Below are 26,537 nucleotides of genomic sequence, written 5' to 3'. Positions count from 1 at the left end.
GGTTTCGCTAAATTAAATTTATCTAATTTAAAGGATGTACCTTATGCGAACCGCCAACGACTTGGTCGATGCCGCACGCGAACGCATCAAAGAGATCCAAGTGGAGCATTTTGCTGCTCTCTCCGAGGCCAGGCCGCTGCTTATCGATGTGCGCGAACCAAACGAATTCGCGGAAGGCCATGTCCGAGGAGCAATCAATCTTCCTCGAGGTCTGCTGGAATTCAAAATTCTGAGCCATCCAGAGCTTGCTGGCAGTTCGGCGGAGGAACCAGCGTCACATGCAGCGCGGCCAATTGTCGTCTACTGCCAAACGGGAGGACGCGCTGCTCTTGCTGCAGATAGCTTGCAGCAGCTTGGTTTCAGCAAGGTGCAATCGCTAGCAGGCGGCATCACCGCGTGGAAAGAAGCGGGTTTCCCCGTGGTCACCGACTAGCCCATATGTCCAAGAACAATACGAAACATTCGACCTCAGAACTGCACACAATGCGCGAGCACGCAAGTCACGCTGCGCAATTGCTCAAGGCCCTAGCCAATGAGAACCGACTACTGATCCTCTGCCTACTAGCTGAGCGCGAATTTTCGGTTAGTGAGCTGAATCTAGAGCTGGACCTCAGTCAGTCATCGCTATCGCAACATCTAGCTTTGTTACGGGCAGAGGGCCTTGTAATCAGTCGCCGCGAAGCTCAGCTGATCTACTACTCCCTGGCTCCGGGTCCCGCCTTCGAGGTAATGAGCACCCTTCACAGAATTTACTGCGCTGATCACTCCTAGCCCGCGGTAATGCGCTAAGACCGCTTATCAAAGGCAGCCACTCACCTAAACGCATCTATGTGAAGAAGTGGACATCATTAGCGCCTTCTTATTAGCTTCACAACCTAAGGAAATGCAATGAACGCCAACTCGTATGCCGAACTGACTCGCGAAATATCCCAGAACTTGACCGAGCTCCGTACCCAGAACAGTGCTGTGATGCAAGGCTTCGGAGCCCTCAGCAAAGCCGCAATGAGTCCAGGTGCGCTAGACGAGAAGACAAAAGAGCTCATCGCCATGGCGATTGGTGTCGCAAATCGGTGTGATGGCTGCCTGGGCTTTCATGCCAAAGCGCTAGTTCGCCTGGGCGCTAGTCCAGAGGAATTTCGAGAAATGCTTGGCGTAGCCGTCTACATGGGAGGAGGTCCGTCACTTATGTACGCAGCAAACGCCCTTGCTGCCTATCGGGAATTCAGCCAATCACAAAACTGAGTACAGGTCCTTCCACGAGCACTTCAGCATGCCGCTTTGAGGTCACGATCAGCCAAGTCGCTTGCGGCGCTAACAAGCGCGGAAAGCCCCCCCCCTTTACCGAGGAGGAGCTTGGAGGAAGCGAACCGCGCTGACGTGAAAGCAGCTAGGTCTACAGGCAGCTGCTTTGATGCAAGCGCCGAGGTAATTCGCCTCATCAATGATCCAGCGCCGCTTAGCAAGGCTTCATCGGCGGACTGCACCCGGTGGGGATTGAGCAGCATCATCCACTGCACAGCTGACAAGTAGCTACAAGAACTGCGCCTATCATCCAAAAGCTATAAATTACGGTAGCGAATACACAACTAGGTTTGAAAACTATTCGCTTTTTCATTTCTGAAGAATAGCCAGGCGCATTACCCACTATTTCCAAGTACTGACACTTGAGTTCTGTGTACGATGGGGCTTGGGAGAAATCCGGTTCTATTTGCGATCAATGGACTGGCTCTCAGTAACAAGCTCCGATATGCAAGCCGTGTGCCCTTCGCCACATGAAACGCCGAGCCATTTGCTATGGAACCCAAGAATTCCGAAAGCCGCTTCAGTCCTTTGGTCATTGCGCTGCACTGGCTAACCCTGCTTCTGCTAATCGCGGTCTATGCGAGCATGGAACTACGAGGATTGGCACCCAAGGGAAGCGAACTTCGAGGAAACATAAAGTCCTTGCATTTCCTTCTGGGTCTCAGCGTACTGGTCGTCGTCGTGATTCGCATCTGGGTCCGCATCCAAGCAGGACAAACACCCCGAATCGAGCCACCCATGCATAAATGGCAGGCACTGGCAGCGGGCGTCATGCACCATGCACTCTATGCTTTCATGATCGCCCTCCCGCTAATCGGATGGCTAATCTTGAGCGCATCTGGAAAGCCTATTGCTCTATTTGGACTTCCAATCCCTTCCCTAATCGGCACCGATACAGAATTTTCGCGCCAGCTCAAGGAGGTGCATGAGATGCTGGCCACTTTGGGCTATTTCCTGATCGGTTTGCACGCGGCGGCGGCCCTGTGGCACCACTATGTCATGCATGACAACACACTCGTTCGCTTGCTTCATGGCGATCGCCGATGAATTTCCGCAGCCCAAAGCTGCATCGAATGTGCTCGGATCACCAATGACAAAATTTCACTATCGCGTTCATCCGGAAAGTCATCGCACCGAGCATATCGGTTGGCTGCGTGCCGCCGTATTGGGTGCCAATGACGGCATCATTTCCACAGCTAGCTTGGTGGCAGGCGTGGCTGCAGCCCATGCAACCCATGCCAACATCTTGACCACAGCCATTGCTGGCTTGGTAGCTGGTGCCATGTCGATGGCTGCTGGCGAGTTCGTGTCAGTCTACTCACAGGCCGACACAGAGAAGGCTGATTTGGCAAGGGAGAGTTATGAACTGGAGAATAGCCCGGAAGCAGAGCATCGAGAATTGACGGCTATCTACATCCAGCGCGGCTTAGATCATGAACTCGCCGAGCAGGTCGCCACGCAACTGATGGCACATGATGCGCTGGGCGCGCACGCCCGCGACGAGTTGGGTATCTCTGAAACATTGAGTGCTCGCCCATTGCAAGCTGCAATGGCATCTGCTGGGAGCTTCGCTATAGGCGCAGCACTGCCGCTGGGCGTGGTCCTTTTGGCACCAGAGCAAAGCCTGCTTTATTGGATCATATCGACCGCGATCGTCTTTCTTGCATTGCTTGGCGCCGCCGCAGCAGGAGTGGGGGGCACGCCGCTAATTAAAAGTGCGCTGCGCGTAGCGTTCTGGGGCTCGGTCGCCATGTCGGTGACGTCGGGCATAGGTGCCATATTCGGCACAGCTGTGTAGATCAAGCTGCTGAAGCATCGGTTTGAGCACGGCGATAGCAAATCGCCACACCATGTGAACACTCGACCGGCGTCTCCCTACAGTTCAGCGACCGAAGGTGCTCGAGATCCCACAACCTGGCTGACCTAACATCGCCACACGTAACCACAGGCCACATCGAGCGGCCGGCCACTGATGGCGACCGTCGTCGCGGAATAATCTAGCCACTGGAAGCTCAGGCAACATTGGGGGTGGTGACCAAACATGCTGCCCCTGCCTTCAGAGCATCTCGATACGCCTCTAGTCTTCATCCCAGGTCGACGTTATCTATTGAGCTCTCCTGCCTTGATTCTAGCCCTATGTCATCACCGACGTTACAAGCGATTCTGAGAAACCTAATCAAGATCTCCTCGAACACGCCGATATCCATACTCGGTTTGGGAGGACCGGAAGTAGCGTTACGTTAGCTGCAGCGTTGTTCTGACTATTTCTAAGGCTAGCCGGCGAGCGGCACGCCACATGTTCTTCATGGCACGACATTACGCAGGAGTTGAAGCGGCACGTGAATTTCATCCAGTCAGATCACGAAGATTCCGCGCGCGCCTTTCCAATTCATGATGGCAGCCTACCGCCGCTCGCTTGGGCAGTTGCCGGCCTGTTGTTCGGACTGACCTGCACTGCGGTGCTCGCGCATCGCGAATGGTCCGAACTGCAGCATCGGACGGAGCAGGCCAGCAGCACATTGGCAGATACTAGCGTTGCGCAACTACGCGTACCGCTTGATCGCGCGGCTTCCATCCTGCGCTCGATGCAGACGGTCTTCCTCGCCAATGACCGGATGGACCAAGCGGGATTCAGCGAGTACTACACGCGTCTAAACAATGGCCGCGATGCTTACACCTCCATCGCCTTTGCTCGACGCACGCAGGTGCAACGACCGCAAACGGACAATGCGGCCTATCGCTATGAATTTGTGTCGCCCTACCAGAGCAATATCAGCCTGCTAGGTTTTGACATGACCACCCAACCGGCCAACCTGGCGGCCTTAGTACGCGCGAGAGATACAGACACCGTCACCCTTTCGGCGCCGTTTACCCTGCGCCAACACTCGCCCTCAAGAGAGAGTACGCTCGGCGTTACGCTCCGCCTGCCGGTCTATTCCAAAGGCGCAGCACCGGCGTCAACGAGCGAACGGAGAGCCCGGGAAATCGGGGCACTTGCCGTAGGCATTCGCTTGCAACCACTGATCGATAGTGCACTTGAATCGCGCATCAAGGAAGGCTTCCGGATCAGAATCCGCGATACGCATGCGCGTTCCCAGCCATTCTACGATTCGGGTGTGGTGGCGGCAGACGGGCTGCCCACCCAGCACCGTCAACTCGATTTTGGCGGCAGACGCTGGTACCTAGAGATGCTGCCCATCCCCCACCCTCTGGACCTCGGCCAACTGCACACTATCGTCATAGCCGGAAGCATCATCAGTCTCTTGCTATCGGCTCTACTGTGGTCGTTAGCCGTGACCAGGCGTAAGGCGCTAGCACTTGGCGAGCAGATGAGTACACGCTACAGAGAGAGCGAGCTGCGCTTCCGGGCCCTGAATGAACTACTGCCGGCGCTGGTGTTACTGGCCGATGCACGCAACTGGAAGATCGCATACGCCAACCAGGCAGCGCGGAGGCGTTTTGGAGACCCAACCGGCCTGCCACTCACTTCGCTATTTCTGGACCAACTACTCCAGGATCGCATACGTAGTCCCGCAAACATTCGGAACACATGGAGTTGCATCGAAGCCGAATTGCGAGGTTCGGATGACAACAGCTTCTGGGCGAACGCCTCTATAGTTGAGGTAAATGTGGATGGCGCACCTCATCTATTGATGGTAGCGACCGATAACTCCGAACAGCGAGAACTGACAGACCGCCTGAGCTATCAAGCGGCGCATGATGCACTGACCGGACTCTACAACCGTCGTGAGTTCGAGCGGCGTGTGGAGGAATTACTTCAGAATCGACCCACGATAGCGAAAAGTGGCGTGTGGGCGCTGCTCTATATTGACCTTGACCAATTCAAGCTAATCAATGACGTATCCGGGCATATGGCGGGCGACCAGCTGCTGGAGCAACTTGCACTGATCATGCGTCAGCAGACGCGCAGCGACGACGTCCTCGCGCGCTTGGGTGGGGATGAGTTCGGCTTACTGAGCTTCCACCCCGACAGCGGCGGGGCACTGGCACTGGCGGAGCAGCTGCGCGGAAGCATCGAAGCGTTGCTATTTGCCTGGCAAGAACACAGCTATAGAGTCAGCTGCAGTGTCGGGATGGTGGTTATCGATCAGCAGGTGCCCACCCTGAAAGATCTGCTCGCTTGGGCGGACACGGCTTGTTACCTGGCAAAGGAGAATGGGCGTAACCGCGTGTACGTCTATCGTGAGGACGATGAGACGACTCGCCGCCGAGGAGAGATGGAGTGGGTCAATCGACTGCGTTGGGCTATCGAACAGGACCGCCTGCTCCTTGATTACCAAGAGATCATCTCGCTCACTGGGGAGGATCCCGGTACAAATATCGAACTGCTGCTGCGCCTTCGAGATGAAGATGGCAGCATCGTGCTACCAGGGGCGTTTCTACCTGCTGCCGAGCGCTATGGCTTGATGCCCGCCATTGACCGCTGGGTGATCCGGAAGGCCCTCTCAAACTTCACCAGCCTCCACCCAACTGCGCAGACGCTTGGCGGCTGTGCAATCAATCTGTCGGGCGCCAGTATCGAGGATGAAGGCTTAGCCGACTTCATTCTCGACAGTTTGACCGAGTACGGTGTGCCGCCGCAGCAGCTTTGCTTTGAGATCACCGAGACCGTCGCCGTTCGCAACCTGGTCAAGGTGGCAAGCATCGTCGAGCGCCTACGGCGTGCCGGCTGTAGTATCGCCCTCGATGACTTTGGCGCAGGCATGTCTTCATTCGGCTATCTCAAGAATCTCCCCTTGGACCTGATCAAGATCGATCGTAGCTTCATTGCTGATCTGGACTCCGATCCGACCAGCCACACCATCATCAGTGCCATCGCCAAGATAGGCCACCAGCGCGGCCTAAAAGTCGTGGCCGAGGGCGTTAGTTCTCAGCATCTGTGTAGTGCAGCGCGCTCTTTGGGCGTGGACTACGCTCAAGGCTTTGGCTTACATCGTCCGGAACGGGTGAAATTCCAACGCTAGATTAGGCGATAGGGGTCAGCAGCGGCCCTACAGCCACCTGAGCTTTTTTCGTGTTCCTCGCCGACTCCCTCTGGATGGCTGAGCCTGAGCACGCTCTTTGATTGCGACTACCTCAAGCCTGAAGCCGATGCGGAATAGGATCCGCTTATAGCAACTCTCAATGCCACTCTTCACACCTCAGGCGCATGGCAAACCACTTCTACATTGTGTCCATCCGGGGCGATCACGAAGGCGGCATAGTAGCTAGGATGATATGACGGTCTCACTCCGGGAGGCCCGTTATCCTGACCACCCGCTTCAATCGCCGCAGCATAGAACATATCAACGTGGGCGCGAGACTTCGCCGCGATCGCGAGATGCAGAGGAGTTGGTTGAGCGTAGGTTGGATAGATCCATAGCGATGGCTTCCCGCCTACTCCAAGGCCGACACTATCAGGTCCTCGCATAGCGATTGTGACCCCCAAGGGTGAAAGAGCACGAAGAAGAAAGCTCTCCAACACCTCAGGACTACTTGAGCGTATGCCGATGTGATCGAACATGGATACCCTTGGTTCAAACCAGTCGCAGAAGACGAAATAGAATAGACCACACTAGATACTGTCACCATCTTCGCCGAAGAGAGACTTGAAATGAACACACTACTGATGATCGGCGGAGAACTGTGCACCCGCGTTGCAAACGCACTTGCTCACGATAGCTGGAAGGTTATAGGCATACGCCGCACGCCGGTATCAAAGGAACTAGCAGGCCCAATTACTTGGTACCAGGCCGACCTCGCCTCGCCACAGAGCCTTTCATTCTTAGGCGAAAGTACTTTCGCTAGCGTCAGTCATGTTCTCTATGCGCCATCGCCCGATAGTAGATCTGCAGCGCACTACGAAAGCGTCTACCCACAAGGGCTGGGAGCACTGCTAAGCAAACTCCCTACAAGTTGTATCGGGCGGCTTCAGCGCTGCATCCTTGTCGGATCGTCAGCGGTTTGGGCGCCATCTAAAGCCTGGGTGGATGAAGACACGCCTCCTATCGCAGCAAACTTCCGTGCGCGAGCACTGCTTCAAGCAGAAGAGATCCTGCATACCCGCCTACCGCTGGGTGCGGCTGTCGCGCTCAGACTGTCCGGCCTGTATGGTCCCGGACGAACACACCTGCTGAATGCTTTACGTGCTGGAACCATTCCTGCCCCCGACGGCCCGGGGCATTGGTCCAATCGAATTCACATCGATGACGCTGCAAGCGCATGCGCCCACCTATTGGCTCTCCCAGCCCCAAAACCGCTGTACATAGGAACGGATAACTGCCCGCTTCCAACATCGACACTCTACGACTCGGTAGCAAAACTACTAGGCGCACCAACCCCTGCCAGAAAGTACTGCGATCCCAGCGGGAAGCGGCTATCGAACAATCGCCTTCGAGCATCTGGATGGACGCCGAGCTGGGGAAGTGCCCTGGACTGGTACAAAAGCGTGCTGTGCCAATCCAATTTATAGATCACGAAGCTGCGCTTTGACAAGCCAAACGCCAATAGCGAAATTTTTAGGTGGCTTAGCAACTCATACTTTCGCGGTAGACCAGCGACCAGCAAGGCATATGCAATGCCACAGCTCGCCTAGCAATTCACCTCCTTCGAGCGCGAGCGAGTAGTCCACGATGACTCCCTAGAGCTTCCGACTCTATCTAACGCTGAGCCGACTAGTTCCGGCTTGCTCACAGCGAGCAGACTAGATAGCTCCAGTAGCCTGGGCAATCTGCCGATAGCGAATGCCATGCCGAGCTGGCCCATCACCTGCTCTATAGCTCGACCCTTCGTTTCTTCCGGAAAACGTCCAGTCGAGAGTTCAAGGAGCCCTCTCTCGCCATGACTGACAACGAGCACTCCAATCCATAATCCATCGATTTCTACAGAAGAGACCGCAACCTCATACGCATCATGAGTGCATAGAAAGGGCACAGTTCGGTACAAGTTTTCGTGGCTCTTCGGGTGCCAGGCACTCGAAAACGAACTTGACGCATGGATGTGCCTTTCCGGAGTGAGCCAACCGTTGCGGCACTGTTAATGTGCTTTCTCCGAAACGAAATGGTGCAGCCGGATAATTCAGGTAATGACCCGATTGAGGTGGCTCAGTAAGCATAGCTAGCTGTGTCCTTTCCTTGGCGTTTGGCCTGATACAGCGCTTCGTCGGCGATCGCTAGCCAATCCTCGGGCCCACCCTTGTCTGGAGCAGCTGCAATTCCTATGCTGACACTAAACCGCATATCGACGCTTTCTATTGGGCCAGCCTCACGAAGCTTCTTTCGAACCTGACCCGCCAGTTGCATGGCCTCATCAACGGTGCACTGATCCAAAAGAACAGCGAATTCATCGCCACCCAAGCGAGCAGGCGTATCCTTCGATCGAGCTAGCTGACCCAGCACCTCAGCAATACGCCGGAGTACCTCGTCTCCAGTCCGATGCCCAAACGAATCATTGATCCGCTTGAAGTCATCGACATCAAGCATCAGTAGGCATGCACTGTCGCCGCTCTGACGAATGCTCTCTAATACTCGTTCAGTGCGATGGATCAGAAATCCGCGATTGGCTAGTTCCACCAGCGGGTCCATCCGACTAAGACGCCTCAACTCTCGATTCTGCAGCTTCACTTTTCTCGCTAGCTGCCAGCTGAGCAGGCTCAGCCCGATTCCGTATACGAACAAGAACGGAAGGCTTAGGAGAACAGTACGCTCGGAGGTAATTGGCTGATAGGGAAATCCTATCGCCACCCAGGAAACGATGAACCCCAAGACGAGACCAGCAGTGGATTTGGCAGCAAGCTTAAGCCCGCCAGCAGCGATTTTGTCAGCCACTAAGAGTGCTGCAAACAAAGCACTGGGGACAATGCTGATGGCTATAAATGCTATCCATGCACCACCCAGCATGGAATCCAGAACCATGCAGCGAAACTGTACAACTGCAGGCTCCCTGGCTCGATGCGTCATAGCCAAAGCCACTGTGGGCCACACGACCGCATTCAGTAGTAATAGCGCCCAAGCAAGCGTGGAAGCGTCACGCTCAAGAATGACGGAGGCTATAGGAAGTGCTGCCAATCCACATCCAACGAATCTCATCCAACCGATGCGTTTAGCAGCCCCTGCCCCTTCGACATAGAGCTCTGTTGAATCATCAAAGAATGGCATGGGCGACTCCCCTGTCGATCATAACGCCGCCATTGTTTCAAAATGGCCGCTACTATCGTAACTCTGCCACAGGCACGTCAAGGGCATAAGAGCAAATGGCGCGCGCAAGCCGGCGAATAGGAGACTCCCCTGTCGATTCTTGATGTACCTGATAGCAAAATATCGGGAGTTCTTAATCAGGCCCGCCGAGCGTTTGTATCCGGGTGAATCTATTCTCCAAGAGCAGAACGAACGCTTAGATGAGGCATGGCCGGTCGCCTCCACTTACTGGTTTATTCATTCCGATGTTCTCGCTCACGTGGGATGCAGGTTCGTCGATCGGCTTGCCTGCAAAGTGCAAATAGAGTTTCTTCCGCAAGAACGTTCACAGGAGCCGGCCATGGCCAGCCCCGACCGAAGAATGAGACATCATTAAGTGCAGGGGGTCCTACCAAGCCCCATACCGACCGCGCTGCACTAACACGGGGAAAGCTCCGCGGATTCTTCATGGAATACCTTTGCCTCTAACCAAATAGTTTGAACCGACGAATTCTGCAGTGTTACGAAGAGACTGACGCATGTCCGGCTTGCCTAGCGGATTCTTCTGATCACACCATCAGCCTTGCTTGAACAACCTACGTTTTCCAGTCAACGGCTTAGTCTTTGAGGTCAGCTTAGCGACACCTGGAATTAAGAAATCGACTGGATTTTGGCCAAAGCGAATCTTGGACGCCAGCCAAAGCGGCATTCTTCCGCGACCGGTCCACGTGTTCCAAGGGCTCTCAGGATCCCGGTACTTTGGCTGGACCTTTGGCCCTTTACGTCGGCGACCTTTTTTAGTGGCGCCCGCTTTCACCACTTCCGCGCCAAAGAGTTCTTCGATGGTGTATCCGGCTTTCCCGGCCAAAGCTGTCAATTGCCGTCTGACCTTTTCCGGTGGCAGACGTTCTTTGAGGGACTTCTGCTTTTGCTTTGCATTGCTGATGAGGGAGTTCAGCTCGCGAAGAGTGAGTGAATTCAGATCGATGCTCATCTATGTAGGCTCAAGTCTATTGCTGTTGGTGTCAAGGAGGCATACCCCACATTTTCACCAAAAGGATTGCCCTACGTTTACTCGCAGCCCTGAGTCTTTATGGCATCGCAATCAGTCCACTCGAATCGGGCAAGAACCGGGCGTCTAAGCAATTTTCTGATCTCGCAACTTATCCAAGTAGTCAGCCCATTCCTGCATCATTTTGCGACGCTCGCTCAAGTGAGCAGTGCGGTTGTAGGCGCGCCCATTGGGGTCGCGAACCGCATGAGCAAGTTGATGCTCGATGTAGTCGGGGCGGAATCCTAGTACCTCATCAAGAATAGTCCGCGCCATTGCACGGAACCCATGCCCCGTCATTGTTTTTGAGTCAAACCCCATCCGGCGTATAGCCGCGTTTATTGTGTTCTCGCTCATCGGACGTCCTTTCCCATGAAGGCTTGGGAAAACGTACTGGCCTCGTCCGGTGAGAGGGCGCAGCTCAGTGAGAACCTCGATTGCTTGCTTGGACAACGGAACAATGTGCGGCGTGTCGGTCTTGGTAGCCACATACCGCCACTCCGCAGCATCAAGGTCAATATCGACCCAGCGTGCGCTACGCAGCTCGCCTGGGCGAGGAAATAGCAACGGCGAGAGCTTCAGCGCGGCGGTTACGATGGCACTACCTTCGTATCCCCAAATGGCACGTAGAAGCGGCGCAACCGCGGATGGCTCCGTCAAGCTAGCGAAGTGTTTCGTTTGAGGTGCTTCCAACGCGCCGATCAAGTCAACAGCAGGATTTCGCTCTGCCCTACCTGTAGCAATGGCGTACCGGAAAACCATTCCTGCAATACCACGCGCTCGATGCGCCGTCTCCACTGCCCCCCTCTTCTCCATCTTTCGAAGCACTGCAAGCAGCTCAACAGCGGAAATCTCATTGATGGGCCTATCACCAATGTAAGGATTGAGATCCTTCTCAATAATCCTTCCGTTCCTTACAGCCGTGGATTTCGCGTTCTTCTTGGTTCGCATAGCAAGGAGCTCCAGCGCAATGGCGCCGAAGCTGTTCTCGGAGCTTCCGCTGCGAACCAGCTTTTCAAGCTTCCGCTGCTCACCAGGGTCAATGCCGTTAGCCAATGTCTTTCGCGCCGCCAGGTGCTTCTCACGGGCTTCAGCCAGACTAACTTCGGGGTAAGAGCCCAAGGCCAGCCGCTTTTCTTTTCCAGCAACGCGATACTTCCACCGCCACAGCTTGCCACCCGATGGGGTGACCTCGAGGTAGAGCCCCCCGCCATCGAAGAATCGCTGGGGCTTCTCAGCTGGCTTGGCTTTACGTACTTGGATGTCACTCAGAGCCATTGGGGGCATGTCCGCTTTTGGGGGGGCAGGATGCCCCCGAACTTGCCCCCGGATGACTTGGATTGCAATAGATGCCCCCGGACCTGATTGGACCGTGGATAAAGAAAAACCCCAGATTTCTCTGGGGTTTTGGACATCCTGAGACATGCTCGGACTTCAATCTGGCGCGCCCGGAGGGATTCGAACCCCCGACCAATGGCTTCGGAAGCCACTACTCTATCCGGCTGAGCTACGGGCGCATTGTGCTCCGGCCGGCTGAGCCGGGCGGACGCGCATTCTAACGGCAAAAGCGGCCGCAGGTCTGCCCCCACCTTTGGATTGCTGTAGTTGGGCGGGAAAAACCTGCCCAGCTGGTAACCTTTGCGCATGAGCCGTCTCCCAACTACACCGTCCACCGCAGCTGACACGTCGCGGTTCGGGCACTACTGGAAATTGATGCGCGCCGACCGCCCGATCGGCACCTTGCTGCTGCTGTGGCCCACCTGGTGGGCGCTGTGGCTGGCCGCCGATGGCCTGCCACCGCTGTGGATACTGTTCGTGTTCAGCGCCGGCGTCTGGCTGACCCGCTCGGCCGGCTGCGTGATCAATGACTACGCCGATCGCTGGCTGGACCCGCACGTCAAACGCACCAAGGACCGGCCACTGGCCACCGGCGCAATCTCCGGCCGCGCGGCGCTGATGCTGTTCGCCGGCTTGATGCTGGTCGCATTCGCACTGGTCCTGACCCTGAACGCACTGACCATAGCGCTGAGCTTCATCGGCGTATTCCTGGCCGCCAGCTATCCCTACCTGAAGCGCTACACACATCTGCCGCAGGTCTATCTGGGCATGGCCTTCGGCTGGGGTATCCCGATGGCATTCGCCGCCATCCAGGGCGAAGTTCCGCCGCTGGGCTGGGTGCTGTATGCCGCCAACATCCTCTGGTCCACCGCCTATGACACCTGGTACGCCATGGTCGACCGCGACGATGACCTGAAGGTCGGTTCGCATTCCACCGCCATCCTGTTCGGCGATCTGGACCTGGTCATCCAGGGCATCCTGTACGCGCTGTTCTTCGCTGCGATGGCGCTGGTCGGACACCGCGCGGGTCTGGGCTGGGCGTACTGGGCCGGCATCGGCGTGGCGATGGTCTTGGTGGTTTACGAGTTCTGGCTGTGCCGGGACCGCGAGCGTGAGCCCTGTTTCAAGGCCTTCCTGCACAACAACTGGGTCGGCGCGGTGCTGTTTGCCGGCATCGTCGCCAGCCAGTACCTGGATTGAAGAAACGGCCCGCAGTGCGGGCCGTTTCGCTTTAGGTAGAGCCGAGCCATGCTCGGCTGAAGCATTGCCGGGAAAGCCCTGCCGAGCATGGCTCGGCACTACGCTTCTGCCCCCTCCCTTTCGCGCAGCGAAGGGGAGGGTTGGGGAGGGGTAAGCGTTACATCGCGCCGATGGACTTCCCCAGCGAACGCAGGCGGAACGCTGCAATTATCTGCAGCACGCCGTAGATCAATGCCAGCACGCCGATCCACAGTGAGGTCACTGCCAGGCCGGCGATCGGGTTGAGTGCGAACATCACGCCCAATGCCACCGCCAGCAGGCCGCTGACAATCAGCATCCATTCGCCACTGATCTGCTTGCGCACGCGGATGGCGAACACGATGCGGTAGATGCCGCCCACCACCAGCCAGGCGGCCAGGAACAGCAGCAGCACGCTCGCCGTCGCCAATGGATTGATCACCGCCAGTACACCAAAGGCAATCGATGCCAGCGCATAGAACAGCGCCCAACCGCGCGAGACCGGTGCCGAACCATTGAAGGCCGAGACCAGCACCACCACGCCTTCAACAATGGCCATGATGCCAAGCCACCACGCCAGGACAGCTGCGGTGCGCACCGGCGCCATCACCGCCAGCACGCCGAATACCACCGCAAACAGGCCGAACAGCAGCAGCACCCACCAGTTGCGCGTCAATGTGCCAAACAGCGATCCAGCAGGAAAACCCGGGGAAGCACCCATGTCTGTCTCCTCATGTTGAGCAGGTGTAAAGGCCTTTCAATCCCAGTCTAGGCCCATAGCCGTAGTCATGGCATGTAGAGATGACAACCGGTATTTCAAGCCAGTTGCAACGCAGGCGCGGCCTTGCAGGCACACCAGCGCTCACGGCACCCGCGCACAGACCCAGGCATCCACCCGCTGCACACCGGCGCGATGCAGTGTGAGCGCTGCCGCATGCAAGGTGGCACCGGTGGTCATCACGTCATCCAGCAGCACCACATGCGCAGGCAACTGCCCCACCGCAATGAAGGCACCACGCAGATTGCGTTTGCGCTCCACCGCATCCAGCTCCGATTGTGGCTGGGTGGAACGGCGCCGATGCAGGCCCCGGCACAGCGGTAGCTGCAGCGCGCGTGCCAGCGGCTTGGCCAGCTCCCAGGTCTGGTCATAGCCGCGCTGACGCAGCCGCGACAGATGCAGCGGCACCGGCACGATCGCCTGCGGATGCTCGGCAGCGCCCAATGCATCCAGCATCAGCGCTGACAGCAAGCGCCCAGCGCTGAGATCATGGTGAAACTTGAAGCGCAGCAGCAGGCCATCGATCGGCGCGTTGTAGGTAAATGCCGCCTGCACTGCCTGCAAGGGCGAGCGTGAGCGCTGGCAGGCACCGCACAGCCCATCAGCGTCGCTGGCTGGCAACGGCAGCGCACAACGCCGGCAAGCGGCGTGTTGCCAAGGCAATCCGGCACTGCAGGCCAGGCACAGATCCCGCCCCGGCAAGCCATCCTCACCACAGACCAGGCAGCGCGGCGGGAACAACAAGGCCGATAGCCGACCCCCGGCCCTGTAAACCAAACTCTTCATTTGATGGTTGACAGCAATGTGTATGCTGACCAGACTGCGCCGCTTCCATCGCCCCATCTGTCAGGTAACACCGATGTCCACCGTCATCCGCCACGACTGGAAGCGCGAAGAGCTGCTGTCCCTGCTCGAACTGCCCTTCCCCGAGCTGCTGCACCGCGCCGCCAGCGTGCATCGCCAGCACTTCGACCCGGCGCAGGTACAGGTCTCCACCCTGCTCTCGGTCAAGACCGGCGGTTGCCCGGAAGACTGCGCCTACTGCCCGCAGGCCCAGCGCTATGACACCGGCGTGGACGCGCAGAAGCTGATGGACACCGACAGCGTGGTGGCCCGTGCCCGCGCCGCCAAGCAGGCCGGCGCCTCGCGCTTCTGCATGGGTGCGGCCTGGCGCTCGCCCAAGGACCGTGACATCCCCAAGGTCGCGGCGATGATCCGCGAGGTGAAGTCGCTGGGCCTGGAGACCTGCGCCACCCTGGGCATGCTCGAGGGCCACCAGGCGCAGGCGCTGAAGGACGCCGGGCTGGACTACTACAACCACAATCTGGACACCGCGCCGGATTACTACGACTCGATCATCCATACCCGCCAGTACCAGGACCGCCTGGACACGCTGGAACACGTGCGCAACGCCGGCATGAAGACCTGCTGCGGCGGCATCGTCGGCATGGGTGAAACCCGCGAGCACCGCGCCGGCCTGCTGCAGGCGCTGGCCAACCTGCCGGCGCACCCGGACTCGGTGCCGATCAACCGCCTGGTGCAGGTCGCCGGTACCCCGTTGCACGGCAGCGCCGAGCTGGACCCGTTCGAGTTCGTGCGCATGATCGCCGTGGCCCGCATCGTGATGCCGCGCTCGATGGTGCGGCTGTCAGCCGGCCGCGAGAGCATGAGCGATGAGCTGCAGGCGCTGTGCTTCCTGGCTGGCGCCAACTCCATCTTCTACGGCGAAAAGCTGCTGACCACCGGCAACCCGGACACCGAGCGCGACCAAGCCCTGTTCGCCCGCCTCGGCATCAGCCCGATGCAGGTCCATGTGGACGCCGACGACCACGACCACCCCGGTACCGTGCACCTGGATATCGCCCCGCTCTGCGCCCGCAGCGCCTGAGCCCACCGGCGCCCCGCACCGGGGCGCCGCTTGGGGCATTCTTACAGGCAACCGGGTACGCTAGCCGCCCGCTTGACCATGAACCTTGCCATGGCCCGTCCTGACATCCACGACCGCATCCACGCCCAGCGCAAGCTGCGGCTTGCCCAGGGCCGCATCCGCACCAGGCGCAGCATCAGCCGCCGTGACGGGGTGCGTTTGGAACTGGACGGGCGCTGGTTGACCGGCTTCTGCAGCAATGACTACCTCGGCCTGTCGCAACAGTTCGAGGTGATCGCCGCGCTGCAGGACGCCGCCGGCCGCGAAGGCGCCGGCAGCACCGCCTCGCACCTGGTCTGTGGCCACCACAGCGTGCATGAGCAGCTGGAACGCGAGATGGCCGACTGGCTCGGCTATCCGCGCGCCCTGCTGTTCGACAGCGGCTTCATGGCCAACCTGGCCGTGCAGCAGGCGCTGCTGAGCGAAGAAACCGACATCTGCGTGCAGGACCGGCTCAACCACGCCAGCCTGCTTGATGCCAGCCGCCTGGCCGGCTGCCGCCTGCGCCGCTATCCGCACCTGGACAGCGAAGGCGCCATGCGCCAGCTCAAGAACACCGCCGACGGCGCCGCCATGCTGGTCACCGACGGCGTCTTCAGCATGGATGGTGACATCGCCCCGCTGCGCTCACTGTCGCTGGTGGCACGCATGCAGGAGGCGCTGTTCTATGTGGACGACGCCCACGGCATTGGTGTGATCGGCGAACACGGCCGCGGCTGCGTCGCCGACGCCGGCCTGGGCGTGAAGGAGGTTCCGCTGCAGCTGGCCACCCTGGGCAAGGCACTGGGCAGCCACGGCGCGGTGGTTGTGGGCGAAGACGCGCTGATCCAGCACCTGGCCGAAACCGCACGCCCCTACATCTACACCACCGCCCTGCCGGCGGCACAGGCGGCCGCCTCGCTGGCAGCGGTGAAGCTGGCGCGTCGCGACCATTGGCGCCGCGACAAGCTCACCGAACTGATCGCCAGCTTCCGCGAGGGCGCGCGCCGCAACGGGCTGGAGCTGATGGCCTCGGAAACCCCGATCCAACCGCTGCTGTGCGGCGACGAAGCGACGGTGATGGCCTTGTCGGCGACGCTGGAGCAGTCCGGCTTCCTGGTCAGCGCGATCCGTCCGCCGACCGTGCCCGAAGGCAAGGCGCGCCTGCGCGTGACCTTGTCCGCGCTGCATACCCTCGAGCAGGTCAAGGCGCTGGTGGACGCCATCGCCAAGGCCCGCGATGTGGTGCTGTACCAGAAGTCCCTGAACACTGTTGCCTGAGAACCGGTTGTAACGCCATGCATATCCACGTCACCGGCAGCGGCCCGGCACTGGTCCTGATCCACGGCTGGGCACTGCATGGCGGCATTTTCGCGCCGCTGGTGGAACGGCTGGCGCCGCACTTCGAGCTGCACGTGGTCGACCTGCCCGGGCATGGCCACAGCCGCGACGACGCCACGCCCTTGCGCTTGCCCTACCTGGTCAATGCCATCGCCAGCGCCACCCCGGCAGCGGTGTGGTGCGGCTGGTCGCTGGGCGGGCTGGTCGCCCTGCATGGCGCGGCCACGTTGCCGCAGGTGCGCGGGCTGGCAATGCTGGCGGCGACGCCGCGCTTCGTCCGCGATGCCGATTGGCCCAATGCAGTGGAGCCGGTGGTGTTCGAGCAGTTCGGCCGCGATCTGGAACAGGACTACCGCGGCACCCTCGAACGCTTCCTCGCGCTCGACGTGATGGGCTCGCAGCACGCCCGCAGCGAACTGCGCACCCTGCGTGATGCCCTGGTCGAACGCGGCGAACCGGCCCCCCGCGCTCTGCACGAAGGCCTGGCCCTGCTGGAGCGCAGCGACCTGCGCGGCGGTCTGCCCAGCCTGCACAAACCCGGCCTGTGGATAGGCGGCCAGCGCGACCGGCTGGTGCCGTCCAAGGCCATGCACCAGGCCGCCGCGCTGGCGCCGGCAGGCCTGCACAACGCCCACACCATCGACGGTGGCGGCCACGCGCCGTTCCTCGGCCATGCCGATCACGTTGCCGGGCTGCTGCAACAGTTTGTTGCTGGCTGCGCGTGAGCGGTTACGCAGCCATTCGCGCTGGCTGGCCGATGATGTCGTCGGCTGCCTGAGCACCGCAGCGCTTCCCATCCCGAATCACGAAACCGAATCACCGCCATGTCTTCTCTGTTCGACCCCAAACACGTCCGCCGCGCCTTCTCGCGCGCCGCCAGCAGCTACCACGCCGCCGCCGTGCTGCAGCAGGAAGTGGCCAAGCGCCTGCTGGAGTCGCTGGACTACCTGGAAGACCGGCAGCCGCAGGTGGTGTTGGACGTGGGCAGCGGCCCGGCCCATGCCACCGCGGCGATGAAGAAGCGCTGGCCCAAGGCACAGGTGATCGCGCTGGACCTGGCCCTGCCGATGTTGGCCGAGGCCAAGAAACAGGCTGGCTGGTGGCGCCCGTTCTCGCGTGTCTGCGCCGATGCCCGCGCCCTGCCGCTGGCCGACAACAGCGTCGACGTGATCTACAGCAACCTGTGCCTGCAGTGGGTGGAAGACCTGCCGGCGGTATTTGCCGGCTTCCGCCGCGTGCTCAAGCCCAATGGCCTGCTGGTCTGTTCAACGTTTGCCCACGACACGCTGGTGGAACTGCGCCAGGCATTTGCGCAGGCCGATGACACTTCGCATGTAAGCCACTTCGTGCAGATCGCCCAGTTCGGCGATGCCTTGATGATGGCCGGCTTCCGCGATCCGGTACTGGATCGCGACATGTTCACCCTGACCTACGACGACCTGCCAACGCTGATGCGCGAGCTCAAGGCGATTGGCGCCACCAACGCCATGCACAACCGTCGCCACACCCTGACCGGGCGCAGCCGTTTTGCGGCAGCACGCGATGCTTACGAGCCGATGCGTCGCGCTGACGGCAAGCTGCCGAGCAGCTGGGAAGTGGTGTATGCGCATGCCTGGGCACCGGCACCGGGCGCACCGATCCGTGAGCAGGGGCAGGATGTGGCGAGCGTGCCGTTGTCGGCCATTCCGATTCGGCGGAAGACGCAGGAATAGGAGTTCGGAAAAGGGCGAATGCAAATGCCGCCCGGTAGTGCCGAGCCATGCTCGGCAGGGGCTTTACCAGCGAAAGACTGCCCTCACCCCAACCCCTCTCCCGCAGGCGGGAGAGGGGCTAAAGCCGTAGTGCCGAGCCATGCTCGGCAGGGGCACCACAGACAACCCATCGGACAGCGCGTCAGCTTCGCGGCTTACGCCGCTCCTACAAATGCAGTTTCTTCACCGCTCAAGCCCCTTTTACAAACAGGTCGCGGTGGAAGAAATACACTTCCTGCAGCAGGAAACGCCAGCTGGTGTGGAAACTGCGGAAGCGCGTGCTTGGCGTGGATGACGCCAGCGCATCAATCCCCAACTCCTTCGATAGACGCAGCGCGCGCGCCATGTGCAGCGGGTCGCTGACCACGATCACCTTGTGCATGTCGTGCTTGGCCATGACCTGCTTGGCTTCAACCAGATTCTGCCGGGTGGTGCGCGAGCGGGTTTCGATCAGGATGTCCTTGCCCGGAACCTTCTGCTTCAGTGCATAACGCCGCGCCACCTGTGATTCGGAGAAACGCGCGCCCGTGCCGCCAAAGCCACCGGTGAAGATCAACTTCGGTGCGTAGCCCTGCCGGTACAGGTCCAGGCCATGGCGGATGCGCTCTTCAAATACCGGCGAAGGCTTGGCGTCATACGCCGCAGCACCGAGCACGATGATGGCGTCGGCAGGTGCGGCCTGGTCACGGTCACCTACCCAGATGATCCACGCCGCCACGCCCAGCAGCCACAACAGCAGCAAAACACACAAGCGCCATACCCAGCCCATCAATCCTGTGCGCCGAACAGCTGCCTTCATGCCTGCACCCAGGGCAATGCATCCAGATCCACATTGCCACCGGACAACACCAGCCCCACCGTGCGCCCGGCAAAACGCTGCGGCTGGGACAGCACCGCCGCCAGGGTGATCGCCGAGGACGGTTCGACGGTCTGCTTCATCACCTGCCAGATCAAGCGCATCGCGGCCACGGTATCGGCGTCGTCCACGCTGATCACCTGTGCCGCGCCGTGCAGCAGCTCGAAATTGGGCGCGCCCAGTGCGCCGCGCAGGCCATCGCACAGTGTGTCGGGTACGAAATCGATCAAGCGCTCATCCGCCGCCAGCGAACGCGCGGTGTCGGCAGCCCCGGCCGGCTCGGCCAGTACCAGCTCGCAGTTCGGCAGCAGCTGCTGCATCGCCAGCAGGGTGCCTGCGGCCAATCCACCGCCGCCTACCGGCACCACCAGTACATCCAGTTGCGTTCCGGCCTGGCGAATCAGTTCGAGCACGGCAGTGCCCTGCCCGGCGATGACACGCGGGTCGGTATAAGGGTGAACCAGGGTCGCCCCGGTTTCGCGCTGCACGCGCAGGCACTCGGCTTCGCGCGCGGCCTGGGTGGGTGCACAGCGCCAGAGGGTGGCCTGGTTGCGTTCGATATTGGCCAATTTGGCCGCCACCGCACCCTCGGGCACCACTACATGGCAGGGAACCCCGCGCGAGCTCGCCGCCAAGGCCAGTGCGGCACCGTGGTTGCCGGAGGAATGTGTCACCACACCGTGACTGGCGTGCTCCACATCCAACGACCACACCGCGTTGCAGGCCCCGCGGAACTTGAACGCGCCGCTGCGCTGCAGGTGTTCGGCCTTGAAGTGCAGGCTGGCGCCGGCCAGTGCATCCAGCGTGCGTGAGCGCAGCACCGGGGTGACCGTCGCATGGGCGGCAATCCGCGCCGCTGCTGCCAGAACCTCGGCAAATCCGGGCAAAGGAAGTTCATTCATGGTGAAAGGTTAGCCCAGGCCCCGGGCCTGCGACCATCTCATCTGCGCACACGTTGTATGTTCAGCCATGTAGATGCGAATTAAGGGCCGATTCAACGCCGTGGCCCGAAGCTGGCTGCCATACCCACGAGGGGGGGATTTCTCATGATCAAGCGCCTGATTGTTTCCACCGGCCTGCTGTTGGGCCTGTCTGGCTGTGCCACGTACGACTACGTAGGCGGCGGTTCGGGCGGCTATTACCACGGCTCTCCCTCGGTGCAGTACAGCTATCCCTATGGCTATCCGAACAGTGGCTACGGCTACGGCGGTTACGGCTATGGCAGTGGCTATTACGGCTACGGCAACTACGGCTATCCGGTCTACCGCCCCAACTACAACCGCCCGCGCCCGCCGTATCACGGCAATGGTCCGCGTCCGCCCGGCCACGGCAACGGCCCGCGCCCGGGCGGAGACGGCGATCACAACCATGGTGGCAACCGCCCACGCCCGCCGGGCAACGGCGGCAATGACGGCCGGCCGACCCGACCACCACCGCCGGTGAACGGCGGCGGCAACAAATCGCCGTGGCGCAATCTGGACAATCTGAGCCGGCCGCCGCCGCGTGCCAACAACCAGCCAATGCAGCGCGCCCAGCCCATGCAGCAGGCGATGCAGCGGCCTCAGCCTGCAGCGCGTCCGGCTATTCAGGCACGGCCGATGCCGGCCCGACAGCCGTCACAAACCCGGCAACCGAACGGCGCTCGCATCCAGGAACGATAAAAAGGTTGCAATTGGCGCAAATGCAGGCATTCTTGGTCCCACGGGTGACCGCTAACGTCGCATAGTGACCCAACCGGTCCCGCCCAGACAGTTCAATGTCGATGTCCGCCAGGAAATCTGGATCCCCCCTGTTCCGGCCCTGTCGGACATCGGCGCCTAATAAAGACAAAGCCCCGGCCTAGGCCGGGGCTTTGTCTTTCAACGCTTTCCCGCCGAGGCGGGCCCTGCTGGACTGCAAGGCCGGTAGTCCCCCGACTACCGGCCCCTGCTACCCCAACGTACGCTTCGGTCGGCCCCTGTTCCAATTCCGACCTTGTTGCGCCTATGTCGCATGCCACGTTGGGTGCAATGTATTAACTGCAGGTTGCGTGCCAACTTTAGGGTTGATGCGTACCTGATTGCGCTTGGCAGTAAAATCACCACATACGCCGTCACATCGTGGGAAATACCCATCTGACGGACTTCACACTTTCTGACCGATCTCACGCCCATGAGCGACTCCTTCTACCGTTACGACGTTATCGTCATTGGCGGCGGCCACGCCGGCACCGAGGCGGCGCTGGCTGCAGCGCGCGGCGGCGCCCGCACCCTGCTGCTGACCCACAACGTCGAAACCGTCGGCGCGATGAGCTGCAACCCGGCCATCGGCGGCATTGGCAAGGGTCACCTGGTCAAGGAGATCGATGCGCTCGGCGGGGCGATGGCGCATGCCGCCGATCGCGCCGGCATCCAGTGGCGCACACTCAATGCCTCCAAGGGCCCGGCCGTGCGCGCCACCCGCTGCCAGGCCGACCGCAACCTGTACCGGATGGCGATCCGCGGCATCGTCGAGTCGCAGCCGAACCTGACCGTGTTCCAGGCAGCCGTCGATGATCTGGTGATTGAAGGCGACGCCGTGCGTGGCGCCATCACCCAGACCGGACTGACCTTCCACGCTGTTGCAGTCGTGCTCACCGCCGGCACCTTCCTGGCCGGCAAGATCCATATCGGCGAAACCCAATATACCGCAGGCCGCATGGGCGACCCGCCGGCGACCACGCTGGCCGCGCGCCTGCGCGAGCGCCCGTTCGTCATTGATCGCCTGAAGACCGGCACTCCGCCGCGCATCGACGGCCGTTCGCTGGATTACAGCGTGATGGACGAGCAGCCCGGCGACGATCCGCTGCCGGTGATGTCCTACCTGGGCGACGTCAGCGAGCATCCGCAGCAGGTCAGCTGCTGGATCACCCATACCAGCGAACGCACCCACGACATCATCCGTGGCGCACTGCACCGCTCGCCGCTGTACAGCGGCCAGATCGAAGGCATCGGCCCGCGTTACTGCCCGTCGATCGAAGACAAGGTGGTGCGTTTCGCCGAGAAGGACAGCCACCAGATCTTCGTCGAGCCCGAAGGCCTGGACGTGGTGGAGATCTATCCGAACGGCATTTCCACCTCGCTGCCGTTCGACGTGCAGCTGGAACTGGTGCGCAGCATCCGTGGCTTCGAGCAGGCGCACATCACCCGCCCCGGCTACGCCATCGAATACGACTTCTTCGATCCTCGCGGCCTGAAGAACACGCTGGAAACCCGCCAGGTCAACGGCCTGTTCTTCGCCGGCCAGATCAACGGCACCACAGGCTATGAAGAAGCCGGTGCGCAGGGCTTGTTGGCAGGCATCAACGCCGCCTTGTTCGTGCAGGGCAAGGACGGCTGGTGCCCACGTCGCGACGAAGCCTATATCGGCGTGCTGGTCGACGACCTGATCACCCACGGCACCAGCGAGCCCTACCGCATGTTCACCAGTCGCGCCGAATACCGGCTGCAGCTGCGCGAAGACAATGCCGACACCCGCCTGACCCCGACCGGCCGCAAGCTGGGCCTGGTCGATGATCGCCGCTGGTCCGCGTTCGAAACCAAGCAGACCGCCGTTGCCAGCGAGAGCGCGCGCCTGCGTGGCATCTGGGCAACGCCGGGCAACGCGCTCGGCCGCGAAGTCGCCGAAGCCACCGGCGTGGCAGTCAGCCGCGAAACCAATGTGCTGGACCTGATCAAGCGCCCGGAACTGGACTACGCCAAGTTGATGCAGGTGCCCTCACTCGGGCCGGGTGTTGATGATGCGCGCGTGGCAGAGCAGGTGGAGATCAGCGTCAAGTACGCCGGCTACCTTGACCGTCAGCGCGATGAGATCGAACGCCAGCAGCGGCACGAGAACACTGCGATTGTCGAAGGCTTCGACTTCGCCTCGGTGCGTGGCTTGTCTGCCGAGGCATTGCAGAAACTGGAGCGCGTGCGTCCGCAGACCATCGGTCAGGCACAGCGCATTCCAGGCATGACGCCAGCAGCGATTTCCCTGCTGCTGGTACATCTGGAGCGGGCGCGACGCGGCAAGGTGGCTTGAGTTTTTGATTGGAGATTTTGGTGGCGGGGGCTTAAGAGCAACCCCTCCCCTGCGCTTCGCGCAAGGCAGGGGCAGAAGCGGCGCTCCGCCAGCTGTGAGAACACGCGAAACAGCTTCCTCCCTTGCGCCGAAGGCGGAGGGGAGGGTTGGGGAGGGGTGCCTTTCGCGCGCACCCTGACTAGACTGCGTCTCCCGCTAAAGGAGCCGCAGAATATGGACATTCATCCGATCGACCCGGAAAAACGCCAAGCCGTACTCGCCGCGCTGGAACAGATCGAACGCCAGCACGATGTACGCGTGTTGATGGCCTGCGAATCCGGCAGTCGCGGCTGGGGATTCTCGTCGCCGGACAGCGACTACGATGCCCGCTTCATCTACGTCCATCGCCAACCGTGGTACCTGAGCGTCAATGAACGGACCGGCCCGGGCGAAGCACAACGCGATGTGATCGAGCTGCCCATCGATGACGAGCTGGATATCAGCGGCTGGGACCTGCGCAAAGCATTGCGCCTGGTCTCCAAATCCAACCCAACCCTGTCCGAGTGGCTGCGCTCACCTATCCACTATCGCGGTGACGCTCAGGCAATCTCAGAACTGCAAGCCGCGGTACAGCAGTTTCACTCGCCCTTGGGCAGCTGGTGGCATTACTTCAACATGGCCAGCGCCAATCATCGCGGCTATCTGAAAGGTGAGCGGGTACGCACCAAGAAATACCTTTACGTGTTGCGGCCGTTGCTCGCCTGCCAATGGATAGAGAACGAACCCACACCGCCGCCCATGGCTTTTGAGGACCTGCTCGATCGCCTGCTCCCCGAGGGCAAGGTGCGCAACGCCATTGATCAACTGCTGGTGACAAAGCGGCGCAGCGCTGAGGTAGCCGATGGCCCTCGCATAGCCCTCATCAGCGACTACATTGATGCCGAGCTTGCGCGGCACAGCAATACACCGCCCCTGTTGACTGCAGGCCAAGGCGACGCCAACGCGCTTGACGGACTTTTCAGACAAATGCTCATTGCCCACGCACCGCGTTGAGATCCCCCACTGGCAACAGCGACTATGATGTTGCTTGCCAAATTCGTTCCCCGAGGCGATCACCATGCCCGCACTGCGCCCCTTCTTGGATAAAACCCCCACCCTCGGCGAGCGCGTCTATATCGACGAAGCCTGCACCATCATCGGTGATGTGCAGATTGGCGATGATGCGTCGGTGTGGCCGGGTACGGTGATCCGCGGTGATGTGAACTACGTCCGCATCGGTGCACGCACCAATGTGCAGGACGGCACCATCATCCATGTCAGCCACGAAAGTCCTTACAACAAGGGCGGCTACCCGACGCTGATCGGCGAGGGCGTTACTGTCGGCCACGGCTGCATCATCCATGCATGCACCATCGGCGATTACTGCCTGATCGGCATGGGCGCGTGCATCCTCGATGGCGCTGTCATCGAAGCCAATGCCTTCATCGCCGCCGGTGCGGTGGTCGGGCCGGGCAAGCTGGTGCGCAGTGGCGAGTTGTGGGCCGGCAACCCGGCACGGCTGATGCGCCAGCTCAGCGAGAAGGACATCGAGGGCCTGCGCTATTCGGCCGACCATTACGTCAGGGTCAAGGACCAGTACCGCGGCATGCAGGGCTGAGCGAGCAGGCATTGTCGGCAAGCCCCCTGCGGGTGCACACTGCCGGCCCGGCGTGGGGACGCCTTTGAGGGTTTGACATGAAGTCGATGAAAATCGTGGCGCAGCGCCTGTTGGCGGCTGTGGCACTGCTGTGCGTGGTTTGCTTTTCCGCCTCCGCCCAGGATGCTGCCCAGCAAGAAGAGGGCATGAGTGTGGAGCAGTTCGAGCAGTCGCTGCAGTTCCGCAGCGGGCAGATCGAGGTACCCGAGGCACGGGCCCACTTCAATTTGAATGACGAGTTCCGCTATCTGGACAAGGCTGATGCGCGCCGGGTACTGGAAGACATGTGGGGCAACCCGCCCGATGACAGCGTGCTGGGCATGATCGTGCCGCGCAGCCCGGGCTTGAGCGAGCAGGACAGCTGGGCGGTGGTGGTGACCTGGTCCGACGATGGCTACGTGTCCGACGAAGATGCCAGCAAGATCGACTACGCCGACCTGCTCAAGACCATGCAGGCCGAGACCCGCGACAGCAACCCGGAGCGCATCAAGGCCGGCTATGGCTCGCTCGACCTGGTGGGCTGGGCGGTGCCGCCCCGCTACGAGGCAGGCAGCAAGAAGCTCTACTGGGCACGCGAGCTGGCCTTCAACGACCAGCCCGATCACACCCTCAACTACGACATCCGCGTGCTCGGCCGGCACGGCTACCTGAGCTTGAATGCCGTCTCGGGAATGTCGGAACTGGCACTGGTACGCGAGGGCATGGACAAGCTGCTGCCAATGGCCGAGTTCGACCAGGGCGCACGTTATGCCGATCACAACCCCAGCACCGACAAGGTCGCCGCCTATGGCGTGGCTACCCTGATCGGCGGTGGCTTGGCGGCCAAAGCCGGGCTGTTTGCCAAGCTCGGCCTGCTGCTGGCCAAGTTCTGGAAACTGCTGCTGATCGGCGTGCTGTTCCTCGGCGGTGCGATCAGGAAGCTGTTCGTGCGTGGCGACGACAACCGCACCGTGCGCTGAAACCCGCCCCACCCGGCCTGCCGCTGCCACCGGCGGGCTGGGTTTTCCTGCTGCCGCCAGCTAAAGTCAGCATTCTGATAGGGACGTAGCAGAGACACGAATGCCACAGGCATCCGTCCGGGCTGGACTCCGGGCTTCCATCCGCCG

The 26,537-nt window shown here is 60.7% G+C and carries 23 protein-coding genes and 1 tRNA gene; 16 read left to right on the top strand and 8 right to left on the bottom strand.

Annotated features, from left to right (window positions below; genetic code table 11):
- Positions 1-43: 43 nt before the first annotated feature.
- The 6 genes from AC1VWL_RS02220 to AC1VWL_RS02195 all read left to right on the top strand — a co-directional run bounded on the left by AC1VWL_RS02220 (position 44) and on the right by AC1VWL_RS02195 (position 6,287).
- Complete coding sequence (locus AC1VWL_RS02220) at positions 44-433, top strand: rhodanese-like domain-containing protein (RefSeq protein WP_482985574.1); 390 nt, start codon at positions 44-46, stop codon at positions 431-433.
- A 5-nt stretch (positions 434-438) separates the two neighbouring features.
- A complete protein-coding gene (locus AC1VWL_RS02215; protein ID WP_482985573.1) occupies positions 439-771 on the top strand; it encodes an ArsR/SmtB family transcription factor in 333 nt (110 codons plus the stop codon).
- A gap of 117 nt (positions 772-888) precedes the next feature.
- A complete protein-coding gene (locus tag AC1VWL_RS02210; protein ID WP_482985572.1) occupies positions 889-1,242 on the top strand; it encodes a carboxymuconolactone decarboxylase family protein in 354 nt (117 codons plus the stop codon).
- Between the two features lie 552 nt (positions 1,243-1,794).
- Positions 1,795-2,349, top strand: a complete 555-nt coding sequence (locus tag AC1VWL_RS02205; protein WP_482985571.1) for a cytochrome b — start codon at positions 1,795-1,797, stop codon at positions 2,347-2,349.
- 43 nt (positions 2,350-2,392) lie between these two features.
- The gene (locus tag AC1VWL_RS02200) at positions 2,393-3,100 is read left to right on the top strand and encodes a VIT1/CCC1 transporter family protein (protein ID WP_482985620.1); all 708 of its coding nucleotides are present in this window, start codon (positions 2,393-2,395) and stop codon (positions 3,098-3,100) included.
- 541 nt (positions 3,101-3,641) lie between these two features.
- A complete protein-coding gene (locus AC1VWL_RS02195) occupies positions 3,642-6,287 on the top strand; it encodes a bifunctional diguanylate cyclase/phosphodiesterase (RefSeq protein WP_482985570.1) in 2,646 nt (881 codons plus the stop codon).
- 2,118 nt (positions 6,288-8,405) lie between these two features.
- Here AC1VWL_RS02195 and AC1VWL_RS02190 read toward each other — a convergent pair.
- The 4 genes from AC1VWL_RS02190 to AC1VWL_RS02175 all read right to left on the bottom strand — a co-directional run bounded on the left by AC1VWL_RS02190 (position 8,406) and on the right by AC1VWL_RS02175 (position 12,044).
- Positions 8,406-9,458 (bottom strand): sensor domain-containing diguanylate cyclase, encoded by a 1,053-nt coding sequence (locus tag AC1VWL_RS02190; protein ID WP_482985569.1) that lies wholly within the window; start codon positions 9,456-9,458, stop codon positions 8,406-8,408.
- Positions 9,459-10,053: 595 nt separating this feature from the next.
- Positions 10,054-10,470 (bottom strand): H-NS histone family protein, encoded by a 417-nt coding sequence (locus AC1VWL_RS02185; RefSeq protein ID WP_482985568.1) that lies wholly within the window; start codon positions 10,468-10,470, stop codon positions 10,054-10,056.
- 144 nt (positions 10,471-10,614) lie between these two features.
- The gene (locus AC1VWL_RS02180) at positions 10,615-11,805 is read right to left on the bottom strand and encodes a tyrosine-type recombinase/integrase (RefSeq protein WP_482985567.1); all 1,191 of its coding nucleotides are present in this window, start codon (positions 11,803-11,805) and stop codon (positions 10,615-10,617) included.
- Positions 11,806-11,967: 162 nt separating this feature from the next.
- A tRNA-Arg gene (locus tag AC1VWL_RS02175) sits at positions 11,968-12,044 on the bottom strand.
- A 127-nt stretch (positions 12,045-12,171) separates the two neighbouring features.
- On the opposite strand from AC1VWL_RS02175, the gene ubiA reads away from it, so the two are divergent.
- A complete protein-coding gene (ubiA, locus tag AC1VWL_RS02170; protein WP_482985566.1) occupies positions 12,172-13,065 on the top strand; it encodes a 4-hydroxybenzoate octaprenyltransferase in 894 nt (297 codons plus the stop codon).
- A 157-nt stretch (positions 13,066-13,222) separates the two neighbouring features.
- On the opposite strand, the gene AC1VWL_RS02165 is transcribed toward ubiA, so the two are convergent.
- Positions 13,223-13,804 (bottom strand): HdeD family acid-resistance protein, encoded by a 582-nt coding sequence (locus AC1VWL_RS02165; RefSeq protein WP_482985565.1) that lies wholly within the window; start codon positions 13,802-13,804, stop codon positions 13,223-13,225.
- A gap of 141 nt (positions 13,805-13,945) precedes the next feature.
- The gene (locus AC1VWL_RS02160) at positions 13,946-14,647 is read right to left on the bottom strand and encodes a ComF family protein (protein ID WP_482985564.1); all 702 of its coding nucleotides are present in this window, start codon (positions 14,645-14,647) and stop codon (positions 13,946-13,948) included.
- A 73-nt stretch (positions 14,648-14,720) separates the two neighbouring features.
- Here AC1VWL_RS02160 and bioB point away from each other — a divergent pair, with 73 nt between their 5' ends.
- The 4 genes from bioB to bioC all read left to right on the top strand — a co-directional run bounded on the left by bioB (position 14,721) and on the right by bioC (position 18,820).
- Positions 14,721-15,749 (top strand): biotin synthase BioB, encoded by a 1,029-nt coding sequence (gene bioB, locus AC1VWL_RS02155; RefSeq protein ID WP_481513442.1) that lies wholly within the window; start codon positions 14,721-14,723, stop codon positions 15,747-15,749.
- 90 nt (positions 15,750-15,839) lie between these two features.
- Positions 15,840-17,048, top strand: coding sequence for an 8-amino-7-oxononanoate synthase (bioF, locus tag AC1VWL_RS02150; RefSeq protein ID WP_282267899.1), 1,209 nt, complete (start codon positions 15,840-15,842; stop codon positions 17,046-17,048).
- Between the two features lie 17 nt (positions 17,049-17,065).
- Positions 17,066-17,833 carry a pimeloyl-ACP methyl ester esterase BioH gene (gene bioH / locus AC1VWL_RS02145; RefSeq protein ID WP_482985563.1) on the top strand — a complete coding sequence of 256 codons (768 nt, stop codon included), beginning with the start codon at positions 17,066-17,068 and terminating at the stop codon, positions 17,831-17,833.
- Between the two features lie 99 nt (positions 17,834-17,932).
- Positions 17,933-18,820 (top strand): malonyl-ACP O-methyltransferase BioC, encoded by an 888-nt coding sequence (bioC, locus tag AC1VWL_RS02140; protein ID WP_481533124.1) that lies wholly within the window; start codon positions 17,933-17,935, stop codon positions 18,818-18,820.
- Between the two features lie 229 nt (positions 18,821-19,049).
- On the opposite strand, the gene AC1VWL_RS02135 is transcribed toward bioC, so the two are convergent.
- Both AC1VWL_RS02135 and AC1VWL_RS02130 read right to left on the bottom strand, forming a co-directional pair.
- On the bottom strand, positions 19,050-19,658 hold the full coding sequence (locus AC1VWL_RS02135) for a YdcF family protein (protein ID WP_282267903.1): 609 nt from the start codon (positions 19,656-19,658) through the stop codon (positions 19,050-19,052).
- Positions 19,655-20,617, bottom strand: a complete 963-nt coding sequence (locus AC1VWL_RS02130; protein WP_482985562.1) for a pyridoxal-phosphate dependent enzyme — start codon at positions 20,615-20,617, stop codon at positions 19,655-19,657. The genes AC1VWL_RS02135 and AC1VWL_RS02130 overlap by 4 nt, the downstream gene beginning before the upstream one ends.
- Before the next feature lie 144 nt (positions 20,618-20,761).
- Between AC1VWL_RS02130 and AC1VWL_RS02125 the strand changes: the two genes are divergently transcribed.
- From AC1VWL_RS02125 to AC1VWL_RS02105, 5 genes are all read left to right on the top strand, one after another.
- Positions 20,762-21,376 carry a hypothetical protein gene (locus tag AC1VWL_RS02125; protein ID WP_482985561.1) on the top strand — a complete coding sequence of 205 codons (615 nt, stop codon included), beginning with the start codon at positions 20,762-20,764 and terminating at the stop codon, positions 21,374-21,376.
- Positions 21,377-21,866: 490 nt separating this feature from the next.
- Positions 21,867-23,756 (top strand): tRNA uridine-5-carboxymethylaminomethyl(34) synthesis enzyme MnmG, encoded by a 1,890-nt coding sequence (gene mnmG / locus AC1VWL_RS02120; RefSeq protein WP_482985560.1) that lies wholly within the window; start codon positions 21,867-21,869, stop codon positions 23,754-23,756.
- Between the two features lie 213 nt (positions 23,757-23,969).
- Complete coding sequence (locus AC1VWL_RS02115) at positions 23,970-24,788, top strand: nucleotidyltransferase domain-containing protein (RefSeq protein WP_482985619.1); 819 nt, start codon at positions 23,970-23,972, stop codon at positions 24,786-24,788.
- 64 nt (positions 24,789-24,852) lie between these two features.
- Positions 24,853-25,392, top strand: coding sequence for a gamma carbonic anhydrase family protein (locus tag AC1VWL_RS02110; protein ID WP_482985559.1), 540 nt, complete (start codon positions 24,853-24,855; stop codon positions 25,390-25,392).
- Between the two features lie 77 nt (positions 25,393-25,469).
- Positions 25,470-26,390 carry a DUF2167 domain-containing protein gene (locus AC1VWL_RS02105; RefSeq protein ID WP_482985558.1) on the top strand — a complete coding sequence of 307 codons (921 nt, stop codon included), beginning with the start codon at positions 25,470-25,472 and terminating at the stop codon, positions 26,388-26,390.
- The last annotated feature ends 147 nt before the right edge of the window (positions 26,391-26,537 follow it).

This window comes from Stenotrophomonas sp. STEN063 (assembly GCF_056854515.1).
Note: the sequence above shows the minus strand (reverse complement) of the source record. Positions and strands in the feature narration are given on the sequence as shown.